The 23,870-nt window shown below is 68.3% G+C and carries 11 protein-coding genes; 7 read left to right on the top strand and 4 right to left on the bottom strand.

What is annotated here, in order from left to right:
• The first annotated feature begins 226 nt into the window (after positions 1-226).
• The 4 genes from ABH933_RS33450 to ABH933_RS33435 are packed head-to-tail and all read left to right on the top strand — an operon-like array spanning position 227 to position 4,422.
• A complete protein-coding gene (locus ABH933_RS33450; protein ID WP_429421735.1) occupies positions 227-1,738 on the top strand; it encodes a hypothetical protein in 1,512 nt (503 codons plus the stop codon).
• Between the two features lie 14 nt (positions 1,739-1,752).
• Positions 1,753-3,228: a hypothetical protein gene (locus ABH933_RS33445; RefSeq protein WP_429421733.1), complete on the top strand. Its 1,476-nt coding sequence runs from the start codon at positions 1,753-1,755 to the stop codon at positions 3,226-3,228.
• A gap of 27 nt (positions 3,229-3,255) precedes the next feature.
• Entirely contained in the window at positions 3,256-3,942 is a 687-nt protein-coding gene (locus tag ABH933_RS33440; RefSeq protein WP_215923512.1) for a hypothetical protein, read from the top strand.
• 33 nt (positions 3,943-3,975) lie between these two features.
• The gene (locus tag ABH933_RS33435; RefSeq protein ID WP_429421731.1) at positions 3,976-4,422 is read left to right on the top strand and encodes a YbaB/EbfC family nucleoid-associated protein; all 447 of its coding nucleotides are present in this window, start codon (positions 3,976-3,978) and stop codon (positions 4,420-4,422) included.
• Positions 4,423-4,428: 6 nt separating this feature from the next.
• On the opposite strand, the gene ABH933_RS33430 is transcribed toward ABH933_RS33435, so the two are convergent.
• Positions 4,429-5,190, bottom strand: coding sequence for a MerR family transcriptional regulator (locus tag ABH933_RS33430; protein WP_429421729.1), 762 nt, complete (start codon positions 5,188-5,190; stop codon positions 4,429-4,431).
• A 177-nt stretch (positions 5,191-5,367) separates the two neighbouring features.
• Between ABH933_RS33430 and ABH933_RS33425 the strand changes: the two genes are divergently transcribed.
• Entirely contained in the window at positions 5,368-6,897 is a 1,530-nt protein-coding gene (locus ABH933_RS33425; protein ID WP_429421727.1) for an amino acid permease, read from the top strand.
• A 136-nt stretch (positions 6,898-7,033) separates the two neighbouring features.
• Positions 7,034-9,316, top strand: coding sequence for a tetratricopeptide repeat protein (locus ABH933_RS33420; RefSeq protein ID WP_429421725.1), 2,283 nt, complete (start codon positions 7,034-7,036; stop codon positions 9,314-9,316).
• On the opposite strand, the gene ABH933_RS33415 is transcribed toward ABH933_RS33420, so the two are convergent.
• Positions 9,289-9,948, bottom strand: a complete 660-nt coding sequence (locus tag ABH933_RS33415; RefSeq protein WP_429421723.1) for a class I SAM-dependent methyltransferase — start codon at positions 9,946-9,948, stop codon at positions 9,289-9,291. The genes ABH933_RS33420 and ABH933_RS33415 overlap by 28 nt on opposite strands.
• Positions 9,949-9,964: 16 nt before the next feature.
• Positions 9,965-10,342 (bottom strand): hypothetical protein, encoded by a 378-nt coding sequence (locus tag ABH933_RS33410; protein WP_429421721.1) that lies wholly within the window; start codon positions 10,340-10,342, stop codon positions 9,965-9,967.
• A 74-nt stretch (positions 10,343-10,416) separates the two neighbouring features.
• Here ABH933_RS33410 and ABH933_RS33405 point away from each other — a divergent pair, with 74 nt between their 5' ends.
• The gene (locus ABH933_RS33405) at positions 10,417-11,022 is read left to right on the top strand and encodes an ArsR/SmtB family transcription factor (RefSeq protein WP_429421719.1); all 606 of its coding nucleotides are present in this window, start codon (positions 10,417-10,419) and stop codon (positions 11,020-11,022) included.
• 15 nt (positions 11,023-11,037) lie between these two features.
• Here ABH933_RS33405 and ABH933_RS33400 read toward each other — a convergent pair whose 3' ends face one another.
• On the bottom strand, positions 11,038-23,865 hold the full coding sequence (locus tag ABH933_RS33400) for a hypothetical protein (protein ID WP_429455197.1): 12,828 nt from the start codon (positions 23,863-23,865) through the stop codon (positions 11,038-11,040).
• Positions 23,866-23,870: the final 5 nt, after the last annotated feature.

Below are 23,870 nucleotides of genomic sequence, written 5' to 3'. Positions count from 1 at the left end.
ACCCAATGCTAAACCCGAACCGACCGGACCGCAGGGCGCCAAAGATGTTCTGGCGCACGCCCGGCAACGCGTGCGGCGCGGGTAGCCTGCATCTATTTAATCGCATAGCGGTGCGCAATCGTAACGTTTCCGGCCCATTCACCGGCGCGCCGCGCGGCGCCGGAGCGGTTGCCGGGCCTGCGCCTCCACATGCTCCGGTATGCCGGACGATGCAATACTGGCCAACGTGCGACGCAATCTAGTCATTGTCCGAGCCGGCGACACGTCGCTGCACGAGAACTGGTTGGCCGGTCCCGTGGACCGGAACTGGGATCTGATCGTCAGCTACTACGGTGACGATCCCGACCGCTTCCGTGCCCCGGACGTGCGGCGGATCGATCTCAAGGGGCCGAAATGGCCTCCCCTGCAGCAGGTCATCAACGAGCTCGGTGACGAGCTCGACCATTACGACTACATCTGGCTGCCGGACGACGACATCGATGCGAACACCGCGACGGTCAATCTCATGTTCGACTACTGCGCCGAATACCAGCTCTCGCTGGCCCAGCCGGCGCTGAGCGCGGACAGCCATGTCGTGCATCCGATCACTCGCATCGATGCCCGATGGACACTGCGCTACACCAACTTCGTCGAGGTCATGGCCCCGGTTCTGAGCCGAGCCTTCCTGCGTCGCGCGCTGCCGGACTTCTCCGAGACCCAGACCGGCTGGGGCATGGACTACGTGTGGACCAGCATGCTGCAGCCCGGCCAGACCGCCATTCTCGACGCGGTCCCGGTGCGGCACTCCCGCCCGCAGGGCGGCGGCGATCTCTACCACGCGGTCCGCGAGGCGGGGGTGGATGATCCGGAGGCGGAATACCAGGCCTACATGGAGCGCAAGGGCGTCACGCGCCAGCCCTACCTCGTGCACCGCGGCCTGCCCGCCGGATTCCCCGAACCGGCGAGCCTGGTGCGGCGGCGCCTGGCCTGGCAGGCCCCCGCCCGCAGCGTGCTGGATCCGGCCAAATGCGTCGTGCTGGTCCCGGTGGCGGACAAGATCGAACCGGCGTGTGCCCGTGGGCTGTTCGAGCTCGAGCGGCAGGGCTACGCGGTGTGGCGGCTGTACGGCGCCTCGGCGATCGATCAGGCGCGCAGCCAGATGGCCAGCGACGCGCTCAATGCCGGTTTCGAGGAGCTGATGTGGATCGACGCCGATATCGACTTCCCCTTCGATGCGGTGAATCGGCTCCGCGCCCTTGATCTTCCCGTGGTGTGCGGGGTCTACGCCAAGAAGGGCCGCCGCGAGCTGGTGGTGCACTTCGAGCCCGGCACCGAGCAACTGGTCTTCGGTAAGGACGGCGGACTGCTCGAAATCAAATACGCCGCAACCGGATTCCTGCTGACCAAGCGCAGCGTCTACGAGAAGGTCCAGGCGCAGGAGCAGCTGCCCGTCTGCAACCGCCAGTTCGGCAATCCGACCGTGCCCTACTTCCTGCCGATGATCGTCGAGGACGGCGAGAATCACTGGTACCTGGGCGAGGACTTCGCCTTCTCCGAGCGCTGCCGCCGCAGCGGATTCCCGATCATCGCCGACACCCGGATCCGGCTGGGGCACATCGGGCGCGAGGCGTACAGCTGGGAGGAGGCCGGATCGGACGTGCAGCGGTACCAGACATATACCTATCACCTGCACAGCGCCAAGACGGACGATCCGGAGCCCGCGGCGCAGGAGAGCGAGCCCGCCGAGGCCGAGTCATGAGCGATACTGACCGCGTGCGACGCAATCTTGTGATCATCTGGGCCGACGACATCTCCCAGCACGAGGCGTGGATGTCCGGTCCGGGCGAAAGAAATTGGGATCTCATCGTCGGCTACGCCGGCCAGGATCCCGAACGCTTCCGCAGCCCGCAGGTCGAGCGCGTCGATGTGAGCGGACCGAAATGGCCCGCGCTGCGGCAGCTGATCCAGTCCATGGCCGAGACCGTCGAGCAGTACGACTACGTCTGGTGCCCGGACTGCGAGCTCATGACCGATACCGCCTCGATCAACGCGCTGTTCGACCTCTGCGCCGAATACGGGCTCGCGCTGGCCCAGCCCGCGCTGACCGACGACAGCTTCGTCAACGCTGAGATCACCCGGGTCGTTCCCGGAAATGTCTTGCGCTACACCAACTATGTGGAGCCGATGGCACCCTGCTTCAGCCGGGAGTTCCTGCGCCGCTGCGCATCCGACCTCGGCGTGACGACGACCGGCCTGGGCCTGGACTCGCTGTGGTCCAGCATGCTCGACCCGGATTCCGCGTCCGAGGCGATCGCCGTCATCGATGCCGTCACGGTACGCAACGTCCGGCGGCTCCCGGCTCTGAACGCGACCGACACCCGCGATCCCGCATGGGATTCCGACGACGGTGAGGACTATCGGGTCACCGAGCTGAGGGCCTTCCTCGCGCAGCGGAAGCTCGAGCCGGTGTCACCCCGCGTGATCCACGCGGTTGCGGCCGGATCGGAATCGCCGGCCCGCCCGTCGAGCCTGGAAACCTACTGGGTGGCGCCCGATACCAGGCGCAGGCTCGACCCGGCCCGCTGCGTCATTCTGGTCCCGGTCGCGGACAGCATCGAACCCGATTGCGCGCGTGCGCTTTTCGAGCTGGAGAACCAGGGCTATCCGGTCTGGCGCGTCTACGGCGCGTCGGGCATCGATCAGGTGCGCAGCCAGATGGCCACCGACGCGCTGGCCGCCGGGTTCGACGAGCTGATGTGGATCGACGCCGACATGTCCTTCCCGGTGGAGGCGGTGCTGCAGCTGCGGACCCTGGATCTGCCCATCTCCTGCGGCATCTACACCAAGAAGGGCGAGCGCGAGCTGGTGGTGCACCTGAAGCCGGGCACCCAGAAGCTCACCTTCGGCGAGGGTGGCGGCCTGGCCGAGATCAAATACGGCGCCACCGGATTCCTGCACACCCGGCGCTATATCTACGACCGGATCCAGGAACACGAGGGGCTGCCGACCTGCAACAAGCACTTCGGCCGTCCGGTGGTCCCGTACTTTCTGCCGATGGCGGTGCCGGCGGGCGACGACTTCTGGTATTTGGGCGAGGACTTCGCATTCTGCGAGCGCGCGATTCGTTGTGGTTACAAGGTCATGGCCGACACTCGTATACGGTTGGGGCATATCGGCCGCCAGACGTACCAGTGGGAGGACGCGGGCAGTTCCCGGGAGCGATACGCCTCCTTCACATTCAATTTCTGATCACCGGAGCTTTGGGGAGTACACACGATGGATCCGTCCCGTTGCATCGTTCTCGTTCCGATCGGCGGATACCTCGAGCCCGAATGCGCCCGCGGCCTGGGACAACTCGAGGCCCGGGGCTACCACGTGCGCGCGGTGCCCCGCTACGCGGCGATCGATCAGGGGCGCAGCCAGATGGCGACGGACGCGCTGCTGGACGGCTACGACGCGCTGATGTGGATCGATTCCGATGTCGGCTTCGACGCGGATGCGGTGGATATGCTGCGCGAACACGACGAGCCGGTGGTCTGTGGAATTTATCCGCGCAAGGGCAGGCGCGAGCTGGCCTGCAATCTGCTGCCCGGCACCCCGAAGGTGATATTCGGCGAGGGTGGCGGATTGATGGAGATCCGTTATGCGGCAATGGGTTTCTGCTATACCCAGCGCAAGGTGTACGACACGATGATCGTCCACGAGCAGCTACCGATCTGCAATAAGCAATTCGATCGCATTACGGTGCCGTATTTCCTGCCGCTGCTGCAGCCCGACGGCCCGGACGACCACTGGTACATGAATGCCGAATATTCGTTCTGCGAGCGCGCCCGGCGTAGCGGTTTCAAGGTCATGGCCGATACCCGGATACGCCTGGGCCACATCGGCCGGCACAGCTACTACTGGGAAGAGGCGGGCACCGACAAGCACCGCTACGCCACCTACGAATTCAACATCACCTGATCAGGAGGTTCCGAAGCCATGGAAAACGAAAGGATGGCAGCCGATTTCGCCGATCTGATGGACACCGTCAACGGCCAGATCCGCGCCATCGCCGACGCACAGCGCAAGCGCGTCGAGCTCATGGCCACGGCCAGTGTCCGCGACGGGCGAGTCACGGTCACCTGCAATGCCGACGGCGTGCCCATCGACACGGAATTCTCCGAGGATATCGACGAGCTGGACTACGACGACATCGCCGCGGCGGTGACCGAGGCCGCGCAGGCGGCCGCGGCGGACGTGGCGCGCCAGGCGCAGGAGCTGATCGCGCCCATCCAGAAGACCCGCTCGCGCCTGCCGAGCCTGTCGGCCATGGTCGAGGGACTGCCCGAGCTGCGCGCGAAAGTGCCGGAGCCGCAACGAGCCTCGTTCGATCCCCCGGCCGCGCGCGAGCAGGCCGAGCCCGGGCACCGGCGCCGCTCCCTCACCGACGACGAGGACTGAACCAGCTCAAACGTTGCCGGGCAGCGCGTCACCCAGCTCGCGGGTGACGTGCTCCAGATAGCGGGCGACGTACTGCCCGATGAGATCCGCGGCCACCCGGCCGGGCATCGACCTTGTCATCGACAGGTGCGCGACCAGATCCGCCACGTCCTGCGAGCCACGCTCCGAGCGCCGGAAGTCCCGTACCGCGGTGCGCTCGAACATGTCCACGAACTGGCGGGCGATGTGGTCGCAATCGTCGCGCAACCGCTCCAGCTCGTCCAGCACCCGGGTCTGCGGCACGCCCGCGTCCTGTAGCTGCGCGGCGATGGCGACCAGTTGCTGATCCTTCACCCGGTAGGTGGTCGCGTCCACCGGCTCGTACAGCCCGGCCGACACCACGCGGGCCAGGCCGTTCGGGATCTCGGCGAAGCGCTCGGCGAGTTCGGTTGCGGCAACAGTGGTTTCGACCGCCGCGGCGGCGGGCCTGGACGGTGCGGGCGCGACCGAGGCCGACGCGGAGGCGCTGACCCCGAGCACGGCCGCCAGATCGTCGCCGCGATCCCAGGCCTCGAGCAGATCGCGCACACCGTTGAGTTTGATGCCACGATCGAGCAGCCGGCTGATGATGCGCACCCGGTTCAGGTGCTCCTCGCTGTAGAAGCCGGTGCGGCCCTTGAGTTGCGGCGGCGGGAGCAGCCCGCGCTCGTTGTACACACGCAGCGTGCGTACCGTCATCCCGGACTCACGCGCCAGCTCATCGATCGTGAACTCCGAATCCACTGCCATACCTCCAGGAAACCACATCGAAACCCGTGGCCACAGGCCCCCCGACCCCGGGTCTTGATGAGGGCCTTGGGTTTCCGTGGCGTTACAAGTCAGCCCGCCTCTTGCATGTGCCATCTTTCGACGGTATGTTACACCACACAGCGGTATGATCGGCATCACACGAAAGGTCCCCGCACAATGACCACCGTTCAACCTCCTCCGGAAACGCAGGCGCACTCGCTGCATTCCGAGGACGAGGGTTACCACAAGGCGCTCAAGCCGCGCCAGCTGCAGATGATCGCGATCGGCGGCGCCATCGGTACGGGACTGTTCCTGGGAGCAGGCGCTCGTCTGCACTCGGCGGGCGCGGGCCTGTTCATCGCGTATGCCGTCTGCGGCATCTTCGTCTTCTTCATACTTCGCGCCCTCGGCGAGCTGGTCCTGCACCGGCCGTCCTCCGGCTCGTTCGTCTCGTACGCCCGCGAGTTCTACGGCGAGAAGCTGGCCTTCGGCGTGGGCTGGATGTACTTCTTCCACTGGTGTATGACCGGAATCGCCGACATTACGGCGATCGCGACCTATGTCCACTTCTGGGGAGCCACCAAGGTCATCCCGCAGTGGCTGATCGCGCTGATCGCACTGGCCATCGTGCTGACGATCAACATGATCTCGGTGAAGTGGTTCGGCGAAATGGAGTTCTGGGCCGCGATCATCAAGGTCGTCGCGCTCGTCGGATTCCTGATCCTGGGCACGATCTTCCTGGTCGGGCGGTTCAAGCTGGACGGTGCGACCACCGGCTGGTCCGTCGTCAGCCAGCACGGCGGCCTGTTCCCGAAGGGCACATGGCCACTGGCACTGTCGGTCACGGGCGTCGTATTCTCCTACGCCGCAGTCGAATTGGTCGGCACGGCGGCCGGTGAGGCGGAGAACCCCGAGAAGATCATGCCCCGCGCGATCAACTCGGTCATCGCCCGCATCGCGCTGTTCTACGTCGGCTCGCTGGTCCTGCTGTCCCTGCTGCTGCCGTACACGGCGTTCAAGTCCGGCACCAGCCCGTTCGTGACGTTCTTCTCCAAGCTCGGTATCCACGGCGCCGGCACGATCATGAACCTGGTGGTGCTCACCGCCGCGTTCTCGAGCCTGAACGCCGGCCTGTACTCGACCGGACGCATCATCCGGTCGATGTCCATGAATGGCAGCGCACCGAAGATCGGTTCGCTGATGTCCTCCCGCGGCGTACCCTACGTGGGCATCCTGGCCACCGGCTGCATCGCGCTGATCGGTGTCGGGCTCAACGCCGTCGTGCCGGACAAGGCGTTCACCATCGTGATGAACGTGTCGGCGCTGGGCACCATGTTCGCATGGACCGCGATCCTCCTGTGCCAGCTGCAGCTGTGGCGGTGGTCGAAGCAGGGCAAGGCGGCGCGTCCATCGTTCCGGCTGATCGGTGCTCCGTACACGAGCGTCGCGACGCTGGTGTTCCTCGCCGGGATCGTGCTGATCATGGTCTTCAGCCGCGACGTCACCCAGTGGGGTGCGGTCCTGGCGATGTGCGTGATCGTGCTTCCGCTCATGGTCGGCGGCTGGTTCCTGACCCGTCGCCGGGTCATGGAGCTGGCTGAGGCCCGCATCGGCTACACCGGGGCATACCCGGTCCTGGCCGAGCGTCCGCTCGAGCATCGGGAGAGTTCCGGCGCGAATCCGCACGATGAGGCACAATCGCATTAATGCCCGTCGGTCCCGGTAACCAACCGTGACACCCGCCGGGACCGGCCAATCGCCGCTCCGCAGTCCGGACCCCGGTCCGGCTGCGGAGCGGTCGGGTTTCCGGGTCAGTGCGATGTTCGAGGTTCGAAGAAGGCGAATGGCCGAGAATTCCACCCCGTCCGGCCACGTGGGTCCGCCGCCCTGGGCGACGCGACAACTACGCGATGGCGGCGACGCGCCCTATCGGTGGGCCACGCGCCGAGCCGTCGCCACCCAGCCCACCCTGGTCGAAGGGAAAGGCCTGGCCACGCCCGAGCCGGAGGCGCGCTCCCGCCCCAGCGTGCGGCGCCTGGGCGCCGGGCTGGTCACGCTGCCACGGGTGAATCCGGTCGATCCGACCGCCGCGGTGCTGCCAAACCCCGAGGTGCCCGAGGACAAGCGATTCTGCTGGAAATGCCAGCATGCCGTCGGGCGGACCGAGCGGGACGGCGCCGGGCACATCGCAGGGTCCTGCGCGCACTGCGGTTCACCCTTCAACTTCCGGCCGATGCTCGAGCCCGGGGACCTCGTCGCGGACCAGTACGAGGTGCGCGGATGCCTGGCCTACGGCGGGATGGGCTGGATCTTCCTGGCCCGCGACCGCAACGTCAGTGGGCGCTGGGTGGTGCTGAAGGGCCTGCAGAATCCGCTCGACATCGAGGCACACGTCGTGGCCCTGGCCGAGCGCCAGTTCCTGTCGGAGATGGCGCATCCGGCGATCGTGAAGATCTACAACTTCGTCAAACATCGTGCCGCGGACGGCATTCCGTGCGGGTACATCGTCATGGAATATGTCGGCGGCCGCTCGCTCAAGACCGAGCTCGACGAGCGCTCCCCCGATTGCCTGCCCGTCGCCGAGGCCATCGCCTACATGCTGGAAATCCTTCCGGCACTTGACTATCTGCATTCCTTCGGGCTGGCGTACAACGACCTCAAGCCCGACAACATCATGGTCAGCGAGGACGAGGTCAAGCTGATCGACCTGGGCGCGGTGGCCGCGCGGCAGTCCGGCGGCAGTCTCTACGGCACGCCCGGCTATCAGGCGCCCGAATTCACCCGGACCGGGCCGACCGTCGCGTCGGACATCTATACCGTCGGGCGCACCCTGGCCGCGCTGACCATGCGGATGCCCACCGACGAGCACGGCCACAAGCTGCCCGGCATCCCCTCCCCCGGCGAGGAACCGCTGCTGCGCCGCTATCCGGCGTTCTCCCGGCTGCTGCGGCGGGCCACCGATCCCGATCCGGCACAACGGTTTCCGTCGTCCTATGCGATGTACCGGCAGCTGCACGGCGTGCTGCGCGCGGTGCTGGCCGAGGACACCGGGCTGGAGTATCCACAGGTGTCGGCCGTGTTCGGGGCCGCACGCGGGGCGTTCGGCATCGACACCCTGATCCGGCAGACCGACGGCCTCGTCGACGGCGCGCGCCGCACCGCGAGCCTGGATCCCGCCTCGGTGGTGTCCGCACTGCCGGTGCCCTTGATCGACAGCGAGGATCCCTCCGCGGAGCTGCTGTCCCCGCTGCTGCACGGCGATCCACACCGCGCACTGGACGCGCTGCGGCAGACCCGCGAGAACATGCGCAACGCGAAGATCCCCACCCCCGACACCTTCGAGCTGGAAGGCACGCTGACCGAGATCCGCGCCTACCTCGACCTGGGCGAGGTGGACTACGCCCTGATCAAGCTCGAGGGGCTGCGCGCGGGCTATCGCACCGACTGGCGCATCGAGTGGTACGCCGGCATCGCCGAGCTCGCCACCGGCGACTACGACCAGGCCTACGAGCACTTCGACCTCGTCGCCTCGATGGTCCCCGGCGAGCTCGCACCCGTGCTGGCCCTGGCCGCCACCGCGGAACTGCTGTTCGAGGCCAGCCCCGACCGCCCGGACGGCTGGGCGCGCGCGGCCACCGGCTTCTACCGCACCGTCTGGCGCACCAACCGCGGCACCGCCAGCGCGGCCTTCGGCCTGGCCCGACTGCTGGCCGCCGCCGGCGACAACGCCGCCGCCGTCGAAACGCTCCAGCAGGTCCCCGAGACCTCCCGCCACCACGACGTCGCCCGCATGACCGCCAGCCTCCTGCTGGTCTCCCGCCCGTCGGCCGCACTCACCCAGGAGGACCTCGAGGAGGCCGCCCACCACCTCCGCGAACTCCCCGACGAGCCCCGCCTGCTCCAGCTGCAGGCGCTGGTGCTGGGCGCGGCGCTGTCGTGGCTACGGAGTGGGGAGCGGCCGCGGACTCCGGACGCGACGATCCTGGGGATGCACTACACGGACCAGGAGTTGCGGGCGGGGATCGAGATCGTGCTGCGGCACATCGCGCGCAACGCGCCTCGGCGGTTGCAGCGGTATGCGCTGGTGGATCTGGCGAATCACCTGCGGCCGCGGTCGTGGTGGTAGGGCTCGATGGCGCACGTTCCGTGCGAGCACGGTCGCAACCTGGCCAAATAGGCCGTGGTCGGGCCGATCCGGTCGTCGATGTGCAGATGGGCGGCCGCGGCGTGGTCGCGGAGACGGCCGAGGGGAATCCAGTGCGGATCGAAGAATTCGCCGATCACCAGTCGTCCCCCGGGTTTGAGCGCTCGCGCCGCCTCGCGCAGCACCGTGGTGGTATCACCGATCTCGCCCAGCACGGTCACCATGTAGATCGCGTCGAAAGTGCCCGAATCGAAGGGTAGTTCGCGGGCATCCCCAAGATTCGGGACGATGGTGCCCAGATGCCGGGCGCGGCGGTCCACATGGTCGAGCATCTCCTGCTGGATGTCCAGCACGTCCAAGCGGCCCGCGGGCCCCAGCCGGTCGGCCATCGCCATCGTATGCAAGCCGGTCCCGGGACCGATCTCGAGCATGCGCTCGCCCGGGCGTGGATCCAGGACCCGTGCCAGCCGCGCGGTGGTCAGGCCCGGGAGCGGCAGATCCAGCATCCAGCGCTGCGAATACGGGTAGGGCGCGCGGTCGCCGAACCACAGGTACGCCGCCCCGGCCACCGCGCCGGTGCCGGCGAGGGCCAGCAGGGTTGTCTTCGTTCGCATATCGATGCTCCTTCGATCAATCGTTGTGCCGCAGTGCCAGAAAGCCGCAGACGGCGGCAAGTAGCAGTTCCCCGACACCGCAGCAGGCGGCCGCGAGGAATTCCGGGCCCGTGGCCGCGGTGGTCACGTCGAACCAGCCGTCGAGCAGCGCAACCGAGCCGGTCGCCGCCGCGGCCACCCGCACGCGCTCGGCACGGCGGCGAGCCAGCACCGCGGTGACGGTGCAGCCGGCGGTCAGCAGGATGTCCAGTCCGATCCAGGCCGTCGCCCAGTTCCGCACCCTGGTCTCGTCGGGCAGGGTCCGGCTGAGCAGCACAGTCCACGGGATGAGCCCGACCGCTACCGCGCCGAGGGCCCCCGAAAACCACTGGGTGACCGTCCATTTCGTACGCATGACACAAACCGTACGATTGCAAAGAAATTTCTGCAAATATCTCTTTGCAGAGTCATCTCTGCTACCTTGTGTGGATGCGGAAGCGCACCGTGGAACCCCAGACCAGCGCCGAACGCACGACGCTCTACCGGACGCTGGCGCATCCGCTGCGCGGACAGATCCTGCAATACCTGAGCGCCCACACCGAGGCCAACTCGACGACGCTGGCCGGGGTGCTCGGCGAGAGCACCGGCACGACCAGCTATCACCTGCGCAAACTTGCGGAATCGAAGCTCATCGAGGAGATTCCGGAGAAGTCGCGGGGACGCGAAAGATGGTGGCGGACATTACCCTTCAGCCACACCATGCCGGATCCGGCCACCATGGAGCCACAGGAGCAGGCCGCCGCCGAACAACTCGCGAAACTGAAGATCAGCGCGGACATCGACCGGTATGTGCGAGCCAACAAGGAATGGACCGGACCCGACGGGTGGGCGCAGGTGCAGCGGCACGCGACGTTCATGACCCACGACGAACTGCAGGCTTTCATGGACGACTACATGGAACTGCTGCGAAAGCACGGCCATCTCATGCGCGCCGAGGCGCCCCCCAACGCCCGCCCGATGGCCATCCGGCTGTTCGCGGTCCCCGATGAAGACTTCGCACCATCACCGCCCGCGACACCCGATCGAGTCCGCTAGCACGGCGAAAGAGGTTCAGCGGGCGAAGATTTCGGCGCGGCGGACGGAGTTGGACAGGACGTCGCGAATGAACAGGCCCAGGTCGCTGTCGTCGGGGGTGGTGGGGTAGGTGAGGTCCACGATCACGGTGCGGCCGAGGGCTACGGCGAAGCGGGTTACTCGGCTGTCTACACGTTGCCAGTAGGCGTTGGCGTCGGGGTTGCTCAGGTCCACCTCCCGGGGGCCGACACGGAGGGCCAGGCCGGATCCGTTGCGGTAGAACACCACCCGGGCCCCGCCGAGATCGCCGTAGAGGCCGCCGACTCCGCCCATCGCCAGGGTTGCCGGGCGCAGGGTGCCGGTCTGCGGGTCGAAGACGGCGGCCTCACCCCAGCCGGCGTGGGGCTGGACGTAAATCTCTGTGCTGCCGTTGTTTCCCGCGCCGACCCGAGGGATGTAGCTCTTGCGACGTGCGCCGCCGGCGTTCGACGGGGCGGGCATACTCGGCATTGCCGCGCCCGGCATCATGGGCTGGGTGGTCGTCGGATCACCCTGTGCGGAAGGGTAATTCGAGCCGCTCCAGCCGCCGGGGGCCGCGTACGGGTTCGACGGGGCCGGGGCGTCGGGACCGTTCGGGCTCGGGTAGGGGGCGGGGTTCCAGGGGGCGGCGGGGGCGCCGTAGGCACCGTGATCACCGAGTCCCGGGGCGTCCGGGGATCGGTAACCGTAGCCAGTGGTTCCATGGGGCGAACGTTGGGGCGCACCGTTCGATCCGAAGCCCGGTAGCTGCGGCATGTTCGGAATCGACGGGATGCCGGGGATATTCGGCAATCCGGATGGCGCCTGGGTGTCCTGCTGTGATGTCGGGGCAGGCGTCGACAGACTCGTGCCCTGCGGCAGCGATCCGGTGGGCGATTTCGGAGGCACGGGCGGGTGGTGGCCCGAGGCGGGGTTCGGGGGGTGCGGTGCATTGGCTCCCGTAACAGGCTGCGGTGCAGGCGGTTCCGGGATCGAAGGGCGACCTGCGCGCGGATGCGTGGCATCCTGACCGTCGCCCGGACGACCCGGGTCGTGGTCGTGCTGCCCGGGCTCGTGGCCGCGATCGCGAGGAGGGATCGGCTCGTGCTCGTGATGGGTTGCAGGCTCGGGCGCGCGCCGGGGACTTCCGATCGGGGCGGGCCGTTGCCCGTTGTCATTGGGCGGCACCGGTTGATGCCCGTTGCCACCAGGCGGAACCGGTCGATGCCCGTGATCGACCGGGGGCACCGGCTGATGCCCGTTGCCACCAGGCGGAACCGGCCGACGACCGTGATCGCCGGGCGGAACCGGTTGATGCGAATGGTCGCCCGGGGGTACCGGCTGGTGCCCATGATCGCCCGGAAGCGCCGGTTGATGCCCGTGAGCCCCAGGAGGTTCCGGGGCATGCCGATGATGGGTCGGCGGCTCGGGCGCGCGCCTATCGTGCCCCGGGTTCTGCTCGTGGTGGCCCGGCGCATGCTCGTGCGTCTGATGTCTGGGCCTGGGCTCGTGCTGACGCCCGTGATCACCGGGCTCATGGCCGTGCCCATGGTGGCCGGGCTCGTGCTGCCCAGGCTCGTGCTTGTGCTTGGGGTGCTTGGGCTTGTGATGCTTCGGTGGGTGCGGCTCGGGGTGAGGTTTGGGTTCCGGGTGGGGCTTTGGTCCGGGACCCGGGGTTGGCTTGGGGCCGGGGGTCGGCTTGGGGCCCGGGGTGGGCTTCGGCCCCGGAGGGGGGTTCGGGTGGGGATGGGGTGGTGGGGTCGGGGTCGGCGGGGCGTGGGGTACGGGCTTCAGGGCGAACGGGGGAAGCTGTGCGGCGCCGGGGAATTGCTGCCACTGTAGGAAGAATTCGTGCGGCAGGTGGGGGGTGAGTGGACCGTAGTACGGCCAGGGCTCGGGCTCCGGGCGGGGTGTGGCGGGGTCCGGCGGCAGTAGTTCGTCACCGTCGTTCCCGTGCGAACCCTGCATCACCGCAACGCCTTCCGCGGTGTTGTACGCGTCGGAGCGCAGGCGGGTCACCGCGCGGCGCAGGGTCGCTGGATCGGTGAGGTCCGAGGTCTCGCCGAGCCGGCGGGCCCACAGCAGCCGTTCGGTATCCGTCTCGGCGCCGGCCAGCAGCTCGACCGTTCCGGCACGAATCATGGCTGCCCGCAGTGCATCCGACCCCTCGGTGCCGGGGCCCACCGCGTCCTGGGTCAGCAACGCCCACTCGCGGCGCGCGAACTCCCGCAGCGTGCCGACCGGATCCTTGGGCAGGCCGGGGTACTGGTCGCGCAGGTCGGTAATGCCGACGAGATCGGCCGCCCGGCGCTCCCACGGCGGCATCCAGCCGGTGTCGATGGGCGCGTTGTCCACCGCATAGGGGATCCGCTCGAATGGCAGCACCTTGTCCTTCGCGATCACCGGCAGATGCGTATCGACGAACGGCACCCCCTTCCCACCGGGGATCTCGATACCGGTCCGCTCCGGCGCATCGTCCGGCAGCTCGGTCGGGTGGATCAGCTCTCCGTCGCGCACCACGAAATGCTCACTCAGCGGCGTGCGCCCGCCCTCATCCCAGTTGGCCCGCCGGTTGGCGTACGCCTCGGCCTCGTGCCAGGTGGCCCCCTCGTGGGTGTCGAGATAGTGCGCCTCGGCCCAGAAGTGTTCCAGCATGACCAGATCCGCGCGGGTGGGCAGCGTCTTGCCCTGGCCGTCGCCGCGTCCGGTCAATCGGTTCCACGCGTCGGCGATATGCGCCACCGGATCCATCTTGCGGCCCGGCGTCTCGCCGTCGGAGTACATCCGCCCCTCGGGGCTGGCGGAGTCGATGACGGGCATGTGCTCCCGCATCACATGGTCCTTGATGCGCGAAATACGGTCGGTCAATTCCTGTTCCGACAGCGGGTTGCCGTCCTCGTCGTGCGTCAGGCGCAGCCCGTCGGCCAGGGAGATCCCGCCGGCCTCGGGCCGCAGCAGCGGATTTCCCTTGCGCCGCAACTGATTGACAATCTCCTCGACGTCCTTGTCGGTAGTTCCGGTGGCGTTGTTGTGCTTCTCGCCGGCATACCCGCCGATGACCTTGTCGGCCCAGTCCTGCACCTTGGACCAGCGCAAGACCTTGCGCGCCCAGCCCGGCGGGTCGATATTTTCCCGTTCCCACGGCGCCGAATGGTCCGCGTGGTTCCATCCCGGATGCGGTGGCTGCACCTCGAGATCGATTGGCTGATGGAATCCCTTGAAGGTCCGGATGCTTCGCCAGATCGGTATCCAGCGTCCCACGGGATGACTCTCGTCGAACGGTCCCTTCGGCAGCCACCGCGTGTGGTCCAGCACCCAGCGGCCGACCGCCGGGTGATTGTAGAAGCGGTCCAGCAACCAAGGGTGTTTGCGCACCTCGTTGTAGATCTGAACCCAGCGCTTACCTACGGTGTACAAGGCGTCGTCGTAGGGCAACTTGTGATGGTCGTGCTCGTCCCACCCGGGGGGATCGTGGGTGACCAGTCCTTGCTCACCCCATTGCTCAGCCCTCCCGTCCGGCGAAAGACTCTGTATCTCTTCATAACTCATCTCCGGCCAATGGCCGTTGATGAGCCGCAGCAGCCCCGGCTCCACCATGTTCTGGTATGGCTCGGCCGCCATCTTGCCGCTGAATCCGTCGGGCATCTTCTCGTCGTACGAGCGGGCGGGGCGCGACGAGTTGTCATCGCCACCATAGGGCGCCAAGCCCTTGGGCGGCAGCCGGTATCCGTCGATCTCCGGCTGCCAGAACTTGGGACGCTTGACAACCATCGGCAGTTGGGGCTGCCGCGCCTCATAGCCGTACGCCTCGTTCTCGCGCACGTTGTGCCAGACGCCGTCGGCGCCCTCCCAGCGCACGATGCTGAATCCCGCGAGCGGGCCGCGATACAGCAGGTCCACCTCGGCGGCGCGGGGATCCTCGGCGGGCAGGGCACGCCGAGTGTCGTTGACGACCTTGACCTTGCGCGGCTCGCCCCCGGGCGATTCGTGGTCCGGCACACGAATCTCCTTGGCGCCGATCTTGATTCCGGTTGCCTCGGACAGCATTTCCTTCCAGCGAACCGGACCGGCGAGCGTCTTCGGACGCCCGCCCCGCCGTTGGAACGGCTTGGTGCGGTTCGGGTCGTTCTCGTCCAGGCCGAGCTTGTGCTCGTCGCGCAGGATCCGTGGCGACCCGAGGGGTTTCACGTCGAAGCCCGCGGTGCCCTCGGCCGCGGCGTGTTCGGCGGGGTCGGTGGGGTCGACGCCGGCCTCGCGCCCCTCCTTGCCCGCGACCTCCAGGTAGTGCACCGTCGTATTCGGCCGCTCCAGCAGCCCGACCAGGCCGTGGTGATGGGCCAGCGCCTCGGCGAAGGCGCGGTCCTGTTCGGTGCCAGACTTCTCGAGTACGGTCTGCTCGGTCGGCGCCGTACCGTCCGGGGCCGACACAAGTTTCGGCCGCCCGGCGACCACGATGATCCGGGGGTCGGCCCCGTCCACGCCGTCCTCGACGAAGACATTGTCGGTGATCTGGCGCAGGCGCGCCGGGTCGGCGATCGTCTCCGCGGCCTTGCGCCACGCGCCCGCGGTGCCGAGGCGTTCGTCGTTGAGCCGGTCGATCTCGTTGTCCGCCTTGGCAACCGCCGCGCGGGCCGAATCCAACGCCCTCTGATCGGCCCCCGTGAGCGGGCCGTGCTGGTTCTCCCGGTGCGCCTCCAACAGATCAAGCGCGTGTCGCAGCGGCTTGGCCCGGTTGATCGCCGCCTTCAGATCCTTGGCCAGCTTCCCGAACTTGCCCTGTTGATCGTCGGTCTCGGAGGCATCGTGTTTCGCGCCGAGCTGCTCGAGCTCGTGGACGCGTTGATCGATCTCCCCGAGGCGGTCCTGATAGGCGAAGAAGCGTTCGGCGGCCTCGGCCAGCTTGTCGATCGGCTCCTGGCGGCTGGAAAGCTCGTTCTCGCTGAGATCTTCGCGCGTCGAGGTCGACGGGTTGTCCAGGCCGCTGGTCGTCTCGGTGTATCCGACCCGCCCCTGCGTCAGCCGCTGAATGAGGGTCGCCATGCCGTCGCGGGTCATCTCCGCGCGGGAGCCGCCGACGCGACCGAGGCTGTGCTCCAGGGTGTTTCGCCAGAACTCCTGTGCCGCAACGGCGCCCGCGCGACGGCGCAGCAGTGCGTCGAGCTCGGCCTGCGGGCCCTTGACCTCTTCCGGATCCGGCTCCTTCGGCCCGGAGACCGGGTCGTACAGTCCGCGACCGGCCTTCTCGGTCTCGGGTGCGGTGTGCTCGCCCTCGGCCGGCTTGCTCAGATCCGAGAGGTGGATCCTGCCGCTCCCGTCGACCCGCACCTGCCGCACACGCAGTTGACCGTCCGTGCCGAGCACCTGCTCGCGCGCCTCGGGGGACAGAATGTGATCCGGATTCGCTGTGGGCGAGACGATTTCCAGCCGCGCGGGCGCGCCGTCGACGCCGGGAATCAGGTGGGCGACCGCATCGTCGGGGTTCTCGACCGTCTCCCCGTCGCGCCCGATCAGCGTGCCGCCCATATCGTTCAGCACCCGGCGGGCCGCTGCCGCCGCAAGCTGCGCCTCCAGATGATCGCGCATGGTCACGGCCAGTTCGTGAACTCCCAGGCGCTTGAGGATCTTGTTGCCCTGGGACTCCATCATCGAGGCGCGGGCCTCGATCTCGCGGCGCTGGTTGAAGAAGTCCGCCATCTGGTCCGGCGGAATCTCGGTGCGGTCGAAGAACTCCTCGGCCTGCGCGTGGTACTCCTGGATCAGCTCCCGTACCGACTGCGCGACCTGCTGGCGGGTCATGCCGGTGGGATCGATGCCCATCCACTTCACCGCATCCAGGGTCTTGGTGTAGTTCTTGCCCAGCTCCTTGTTGAAATCGGCGACCTTGCGGGCCATGCCGCGGATCTTCCGGTTGAACTTCCGGTCCATCCACCGTTGGGTCTCGTGCTGATGCTCGGCGCCCGGCGTCCAATCGCCCAGGCGGCGAGCCTGTTCCGTCTGCGGACGCTCGGGGGGCACGTCGTCCGGGGTCCACTCCTCGACGTGCACCTTTCCGTCGTCGCTCACGGCGACCCGGAAGTACTTGGCGTCGATGCCCTCCTCGGCCAGGGCCTTCCGGCGCGCCGGGTCGATCCGCAGGGCCGGGTCGTCGCCCTCGCCCACGCCGACCAGGGACTTGCCGTCCTCCGTCTCGCGCACCGCGGGCTGGCCGAGGTCCAGGCGGTGCTTGACCAGATAGCCGTCCATGTAGATCCGCGGGCCCTTGGGTGGCGGACCAGCCTTCGCGCCCATCACCTCTCGTTCGGCCAGGGCCTGGGCCTCGCTGTGGCGGAGCGAGGCGTTCGCGTGCGCGACCGCGGCGTCGCCGAGCTGCTTCAGCAGGGCGCGGTTGGCCTCGATGGCTTTGTCCCGCTGGGCCAGCCCCGCTTCCTTGATCCTGGCCAGCAGGCTGCCGGGGGTGTCCTCCGGGTGCACCGGGACGGAGTTCTGTTCGGCCAGTTCGAGTAGCCGGGCTGGATCCGTTGTGCCGGAGTCCAGTTCGTTCTCCAGCTTGCGGTAGTTCGCGTACGCGTCGCGGATGTTCGCCTCGGCGCGGTCCCGGATCACCTCGTCGACCGTGTGGCGCGACGGCTCCTGGACGCCGAGTTGTTCCGCGCTGCTATGCAATTCGTCCGGCCCGAGCGAGTCGACCGCGTCGTGCCGAGCCCGGGCATCCGCCGCGGTGCGGCCTCCCTCGACCGTCAGCTGCCGGATGTGCCGGCGCAGTTCGCCATCCGTGAGTCCCACGTGGTCGATACCGAGCCGACCGGCACGCTCGCGCAGCGTGTCCTCGGACAGGCGCCACTGCCCGCTCGCCAGCCGGCGCAGGTTCTCGTGGTTCTGCTCCGCCTGCTGAGCGGCGTCGCCCGATGCCTCGGCGACCCGGGTGCGCAGGGCATCCACGCGGATCTGCTCGGGATCGATACCCAGGCCGCGCGCGGCGTCGGTCGCGGCGATCCGCGTCTCCGTGCGTTTGGCCACTGCCCGAGCCAGCTGGCGCAGTGCCTTTTTCAGTCCACGTGAGGTGGGCTCGTGAAGGGTGTCTCCGGGCTCCTTCGTCCACGGATCCGCGGGCCTCGGCGGCGGGTCGCCCTGCGAGGAAGTCCATTTCGCGGGAGGTTGCGGGGGCTCCTGGGGAGGACCGCCGGGATCCTTCGGGGGCTCGCTCTTCGGCGGCTCGGTCTCGGGCGGCTCGGTGCTCTCCTTCGGAGGTTCGTGCTTCGGCGCTTCGGATTCCGTCTTCGGCGAGTCGGTGTGCGGCGCACCATGTTCCAGATCGGAGACGTAGACCTCGCCCCGACGGCCGAGCATGAGCTTCTTGTACTCGACGGGCAGGCCGTCGGCGTTCAACGCCCGCACCTGCTCGACCAGCTTCTCGGGCTGCAGCGCGGCGACGACGTACTTATCGCCCACCCGGGCAATGCTGGGTGCCTCGATGTGGACGTCATCGCCCAGCGAACCGAGATAGTCCTCGATTGCCAATTTGTACGCCTGCGTACGCGAGTCGATGCCGCGCTGCTTGGTCGCCCTCAGGTTGTCCAGGGCCTGCGTGACCTGCTGCTTCACCGCCTTGGCGGCATCGCGCTCCTGCTGCGCGCGCGCCCTTTCCACCTCGGGAAGATCCGGGCGCCGCAGTTGCGCCTCGGCCTCGGCGGTCCGGCGGTCCGCTGCCGCACCCACCGCGCGCCCCACGTCCTCGAGCTTGCCGAGCCACGGAGAGACCTCCACCTGCCGCGCCAGGCCGAAGATCTCATGCTCGATCCGGCCGAACTCCCGCTGCGAACCCATACCGACTTCCCAGCGAAGCCGCCGCAACTCGGCGGCCACACTGTCGTCGGATGGACGGTAGACACGCCTCGGTCCCTCGACCCACCGGCCCGCACCGGTCGGTGCCGCGGGATGATCGGGCACCTTCGGCGGCTCGTTCGTCGGAGGTTTGGTCGTCTCCGCGGGCGCCTCGTTCTTGGGCGGCTCGTTCTCGAGCGGCTCCGCAGTCTGCCTGGGCGGCTCGCCCTTCAGCGGCTCCGCAGTCTGCTTCGGCGGCTCGGTAGTCGACTTGGTCTGGGCCGTGCGAGATTTCGTCGGATCGGTCGCCTTGGGAGATTGTCCCGCGTTGCTCGCCGGGTCGGTGGTCGGCTGCTGGTGTGCGGCTGCGGATTTGGGTTCTTGTTCCGCTGCCGGTTCCGGGGTGCGTTCCAGGTCGGTGATCAGGATCTTGCCGCTGGGCTCGACCTCGATCATCTTGTATTCGATCTCGATGCCGCTGTTGCGCAACTGCTCGTGCTGGTCCTGCGGCAGGACCTGTTGGGGTCGATCGCCCGCGATGATCACTCGGACCGGATTCTCGTCGACGAAGCGGCCGGTCACCTCGCCGCCGGACGTGCCCTGCGAGATGATCTGGCCGCCTTGCGATTCGATGAGATCTCGCGCGGCCACGGCGGCGGCGTCCCGGCGGGCTGCCCGGAGCACAGCGATGACCCCGTCCGGCTTGCTCAGCTCCTCCCCGATGCGGTTCGCCTCCTTGATTTCGGCGTTGGCCTCGTCGAGGGCGTGCTGCGCGGCGGGCACCTCCTCGAGCATGTGCCGGACCAGTGCCTCGCCCTGCCCCACGCCCTCCTTGGTCATCACCGCCTGTGCGGCCTCCCGGCGGTTCTCCAGCTCCTGCGCGATCTGCTGCTGCACCTCGTACGTATCGAGATTGCCCGGGTCGAGTCCCAGCCGTTCCGCCGTGGAGCGCAAGGAACGATCGAGGCGGTCATGCTCGGCCTGCGCCAACCTGAGCCGCCGGAGATGCGGCTCGATGGCCTCGCGTCCGGCATCGGACAGCGTGTGCTCCGTCGCCGGACCGCGCGCACTCCATGCGGGCTGGTGCTCTTGGTTGCCTTCCTCTCCCGATTGCCCGATGCCCACCCTGCCCAATGGGTTTCGCAGGTCTACCGCGACGTGCTCGTTCTCGTCCCCCGCCTGGAGCTGCGAGGTAATCTGGTGGAACTGGTGGTTGATCGCGGCCTGGCCCAGCAGCGCGCGGCGTTGGCCCGCGGTGAGCCCGAGATCGTGGACCGGTTTGCCCTTGTGGTCCAGAACGATTCCGTGGACATCCTTCAGATCCGCGATGTGCTCCGGCGGAAAGTCGCGGACCGTGTTCTCGCTCGGATCGTGGATGACGATCCGGTCGCCCTCCTTGACGTACAGCACCGCGTGCGCACCGACGCCGTGCTCGTCGGTGTGACCGAACTCGTAGACCACCAGCACGCTGGCGCCGTCGCGCATGTTGCGCAGGCGATCCGGAATGGAGTCCAGGCTCTTGAACTTGATCATCCGGCCACCGGTCGCGAGCTGCACCTCCTCGCCGGTCACGCCGGTCACCCCGATTTCGCGCCCGATATCGAGGATGTTCGGATTGCCGGTCAGCTTGCGCGCCAGCTTCAGCACCAGTTCCGCGCAGCGCCCACGGTTCGGTTTCCGCTCCGCGCCACCGTGTTCCGCGTCGGGTGTCGCCGATTCGGAATGCTCCCGCTCCGTCTGCGATCCGGGTCCGTCCTCCCCGATGACCGCCGCGACCGTGCCTTCCTCGGGAGCCTCGCGCTTCTTCCCATCGGTCGAATCCTCGTGCGCCCCAGCATGCTCACTCTCGCCTGCCTCACGCACCGGCGGCTCCCGCCCGGCGTCGTACGGCGACAGCTTCGAACCGTCCCCCTCGGGCCCCGGCGCCTCACTGCGACGCTTGCCCGCACCCGGCCGATCCCCCTGCTGATCGGACTTGTCGCCGGATCGCTCGCGCGCATCGGATTGCCCATCGCGCGCGGATTGCTCGTCGTCCGAATGCCGCTGCTGCGAATCCTCCTGCTGCGGCGACCTTCCGGCCTCGTAGCCCTCCTGCGTCCCCGGACGCTCGGGCTCCTGTTCGCCCTCACCAACAGGCTCGCGGCGCGCAGTCTCATCCGACTCGGGCTGCCGCTGTTCCGCTGCCGGGCGATCCCGCTCCTGCCCCGGCCGATCCGCTTCATCCCCAGAACGATTCCCGCGATCGGACTCCTCATCCGCGCGGCGGCGGCTCTGCGCGTCGGGGGACTCCTCGTCACCCGCTGGGCGACCGCCCTGGTCGGCCTCATCCAGCTCAGGCCGACGTCGCTCCTGCTCCGGGCGATCCTGCTCCTGCCCGGGCCGATCCGCCTCGTCCCCCAAGCGATTCTCGGGATCGGACTCCCCATGGGCCCGCTGCCTGCGCTGAGCCTCGGGCGATTCCTGCTCGTCCGCGCGCCGACCACCGTCCTCCGCCTCATCCGACTCGGACCGTCGTTGTTCCCCTTCCGGCCGCCCGGACTCCTGCTCAGCACCGGAACCTGTCGGCCGATTCGACTCCCGCTCGGCCGCTCCGTCACGACCTGTGGCCGAATCATTGCCCCCTGCACGATGTTCCGTCGATTCTGGGCCGACACGACCGATATCGGGCTCGCCGCCACCGGTCGGGGGCGTCTCCGCCTCGGGCCCCGTACGATCGCTCGTCTGCTGCGCGCTGGGCACCGACTCCTGCTCGCGACCGTTGAGCTCGTCGCCTTCGCCCGTGCCCTCGGTCGAACGCGGTTCGCCGCCTCGCGCCGAAGCCTCGTGCGCACCGTTCTCTCCGGCAACACCGGCCCGGTTCTCGCCGGTTCCCGCGCCGCCCGGGTTCCCCTGCTCCGCACCGGCTTTCCCGTCGCGTCCTTCGACGCCCGGCCCCCCGATACCCTCGCGCCGTTCGGTGCGGTCAGTCGTCCCGGCGGCCCGAGTCTGGCCGACGTCACGGGCCTGGGCGGCCCGCACCGGTTCCCCGGCTCGCGCTTCCGCCGTCCGGGCCGTCGGGGCGGCCTCGGCCGCCTTGGCTCCCCGCACCTGCGAATCGGGCGTCGCGCGGCTCGCATTCGCCCCTGCGCGCGGGGCCGCACTGGACTGAGTTCGGGCAGCCGTAGCGTCGGTTCTGCTCGAGGATCGGGTACCCGGTGCGCTGCGATCTCCCGTTGCGCTGGTCCGGGATTCGGTGCCCTCGGGTGAGGTTCCGGATCGGGCTGGCGATACCGCCTCCGACCTGGCCTCTCCCACAGGGGAGGATTGCGCCGGAGCAGATCCGCCGGTGCGAGCGTCCCCGATGGGCACCGAGGAAGCCTGCGCCCCCTCCGGGGGCGCGGTTGCATCGGTGCGAGCGGAAGGCGTTACAGCGGTGGTCGTTCCGTTGCCGAAGCCGCTCGTCGTCGGCTGCACGGTTTCGGTGCCGCTCGTCGCATCCTGCTCGGTCGCCGGTCCATGCGAACCATTCTGTGCAGCAGGTGAATTCGTCTCTCCACCTGGCTGGGAGCCTACCTCGGACGGACTTCCGTGCGCCGCAGTGTCCCCACCCGCGCCCGCGGGCTGCGTTCCCGCACCCTCGCTCAAGCGAATACCGCTGCTGTCCACAGTATTCGAGTGATCTGCGCCGGTGAGCCCGGAATGCTCACCGCCACCGGCAGATACCGAGCCAACGCCGTTCGCGGAGTTCGACCCACCTGCCCCGGACGAGTCCGCTGAAGTCGGATGATCCTGAGCGAGAGCACCATTCCCGGCATCCGAACTCGCCGACGCCGTCGTGGTGGGCCCGGCCTGCACCTGATCGCTGCCGCCCGGCGAATCAGTCAGCAAGGCATGGTCGTTCGACGGCGCAGCGCCGGCGAAGTTCCCGTTCGAGCCCTCACCCTCGGGTGACGCGCTGCTCACCGACAGTGCCGGGTCGCCCGACGTAGTCGGATCATGGAGCGGCACAAGCGAACTACCGTCACGCACGGGCTCGGTCGGCATCCCGCCGATCTGCAACTTCGCGGCCCCGCTGTCCCACTTGGGCCCACTGTAGTACCTGTCCGCGAAGGAATGATTGACCCCGGACACGAATCCGCCCGCGGCACCCGCGGTGAACATGCGCCAGTCGACCTGAGTGTTCTCGAGATCGGTGACCGCCGTGCCCCAGCCCTTGCTGAACCCGTCGACGAGAAACTGCGTGGGCACCGAGGCGGCGAATGCCGCCCCCGAGTTCACCAGGCCGCCACCCATGCCCGCCAGGACCTTCGCGACCTTCGCGCCGAACGCGCCCTCCAGACGCTTCTCGAGCGCCTCGGTCGCGGGACCGCCCGCCGCGCTGCCGACCATCCCCCCGACGCCCGCGACAATGGCCTCGCCCCAGTTGATGCCGTGGCGATGCCCCTCGAAATTCTGGAAGGCCTGAATCCCGAGGTCCGGCAGCAGGCCCATCAGGCCGCCGATAATCACGTGGCGCAGCAGGAATTTCGCCAGGCGCGCGCCGACGAGTTTGGCCAGGCGCTCCTCGATCGCCGTCATGACCCGCCGCATCATCATGCGGACGCCGACGCGGGTCGTGACGATGATCCCCGCCTCCTCCGCGGGCGCGGTCGGCGGGAAGATCCACACTGACGCGATCTCCGCCGCGGTCATCGTCAGCGTGGTGTAGAACATCAGCTTCGTGTACTGAATCTGAGTTCCGGTGCCGTCGACCGAATCGCCCACCGAGTCGAAGAAGTCCGCCAGGTCGGGCAGCGAATTCTTCTGCGCGTTCTTGTTGATGATCGCGTTGAAGGCGTCGGACATCGACTCGCTGCCCTTGCCGTCCTGATAGGCATCGACGGTGGCCGACTTGGCGGCCTCGACATCGCTGACGATATCGCGCAAACTCGAGGCGGCGGTGCGCCAATCGCCCGCCATCCCCCACATTTCGTCCTCGTTGCCCTCGGGCCACTCCATGCCGACGGCGGCGCCGAGCCAGTCCAGCCAGGACGGGAATTCAATCATGCGGT

The organism is Nocardia sp. GP40 (assembly GCF_050434125.1).
Taxonomy (GTDB): domain Bacteria; phylum Actinomycetota; class Actinomycetes; order Mycobacteriales; family Mycobacteriaceae; genus Nocardia; species Nocardia albiluteola.
Note: the sequence above shows the minus strand (reverse complement) of the source record. Positions and strands in the feature narration are given on the sequence as shown.

Bases quoted from the DNA above. Each gene is read 5' to 3' on its own strand.
- ABH933_RS33440 (WP_215923512.1), top strand. From the start codon at position 3,256: ATGGATCCGTCCCGTTGCATCGTTCTCGTTCCGATCGGCGGATACCTC.
- ABH933_RS33435 (WP_429421731.1), top strand. From the start codon at position 3,976: ATGGCAGCCGATTTCGCCGATCTGATGGACACCGTCAACGGCCAGATC.
- ABH933_RS33430 (WP_429421729.1), bottom strand. From the start codon at position 5,190: ATGGCAGTGGATTCGGAGTTCACGATCGATGAGCTGGCGCGTGAGTCC.
- ABH933_RS33425 (WP_429421727.1), top strand. From the start codon at position 5,368: ATGACCACCGTTCAACCTCCTCCGGAAACGCAGGCGCACTCGCTGCAT.
- ABH933_RS33420 (WP_429421725.1), top strand. From the start codon at position 7,034: ATGGCCGAGAATTCCACCCCGTCCGGCCACGTGGGTCCGCCGCCCTGG.
- ABH933_RS33415 (WP_429421723.1), bottom strand. From the start codon at position 9,948: ATGCGAACGAAGACAACCCTGCTGGCCCTCGCCGGCACCGGCGCGGTG.
- ABH933_RS33410 (WP_429421721.1), bottom strand. From the start codon at position 10,342: ATGCGTACGAAATGGACGGTCACCCAGTGGTTTTCGGGGGCCCTCGGC.
- ABH933_RS33405 (WP_429421719.1), top strand. From the start codon at position 10,417: ATGCGGAAGCGCACCGTGGAACCCCAGACCAGCGCCGAACGCACGACG.
- ABH933_RS33400 (WP_429455197.1), bottom strand. From the start codon at position 23,865: ATGATTGAATTCCCGTCCTGGCTGGACTGGCTCGGCGCCGCCGTCGGC.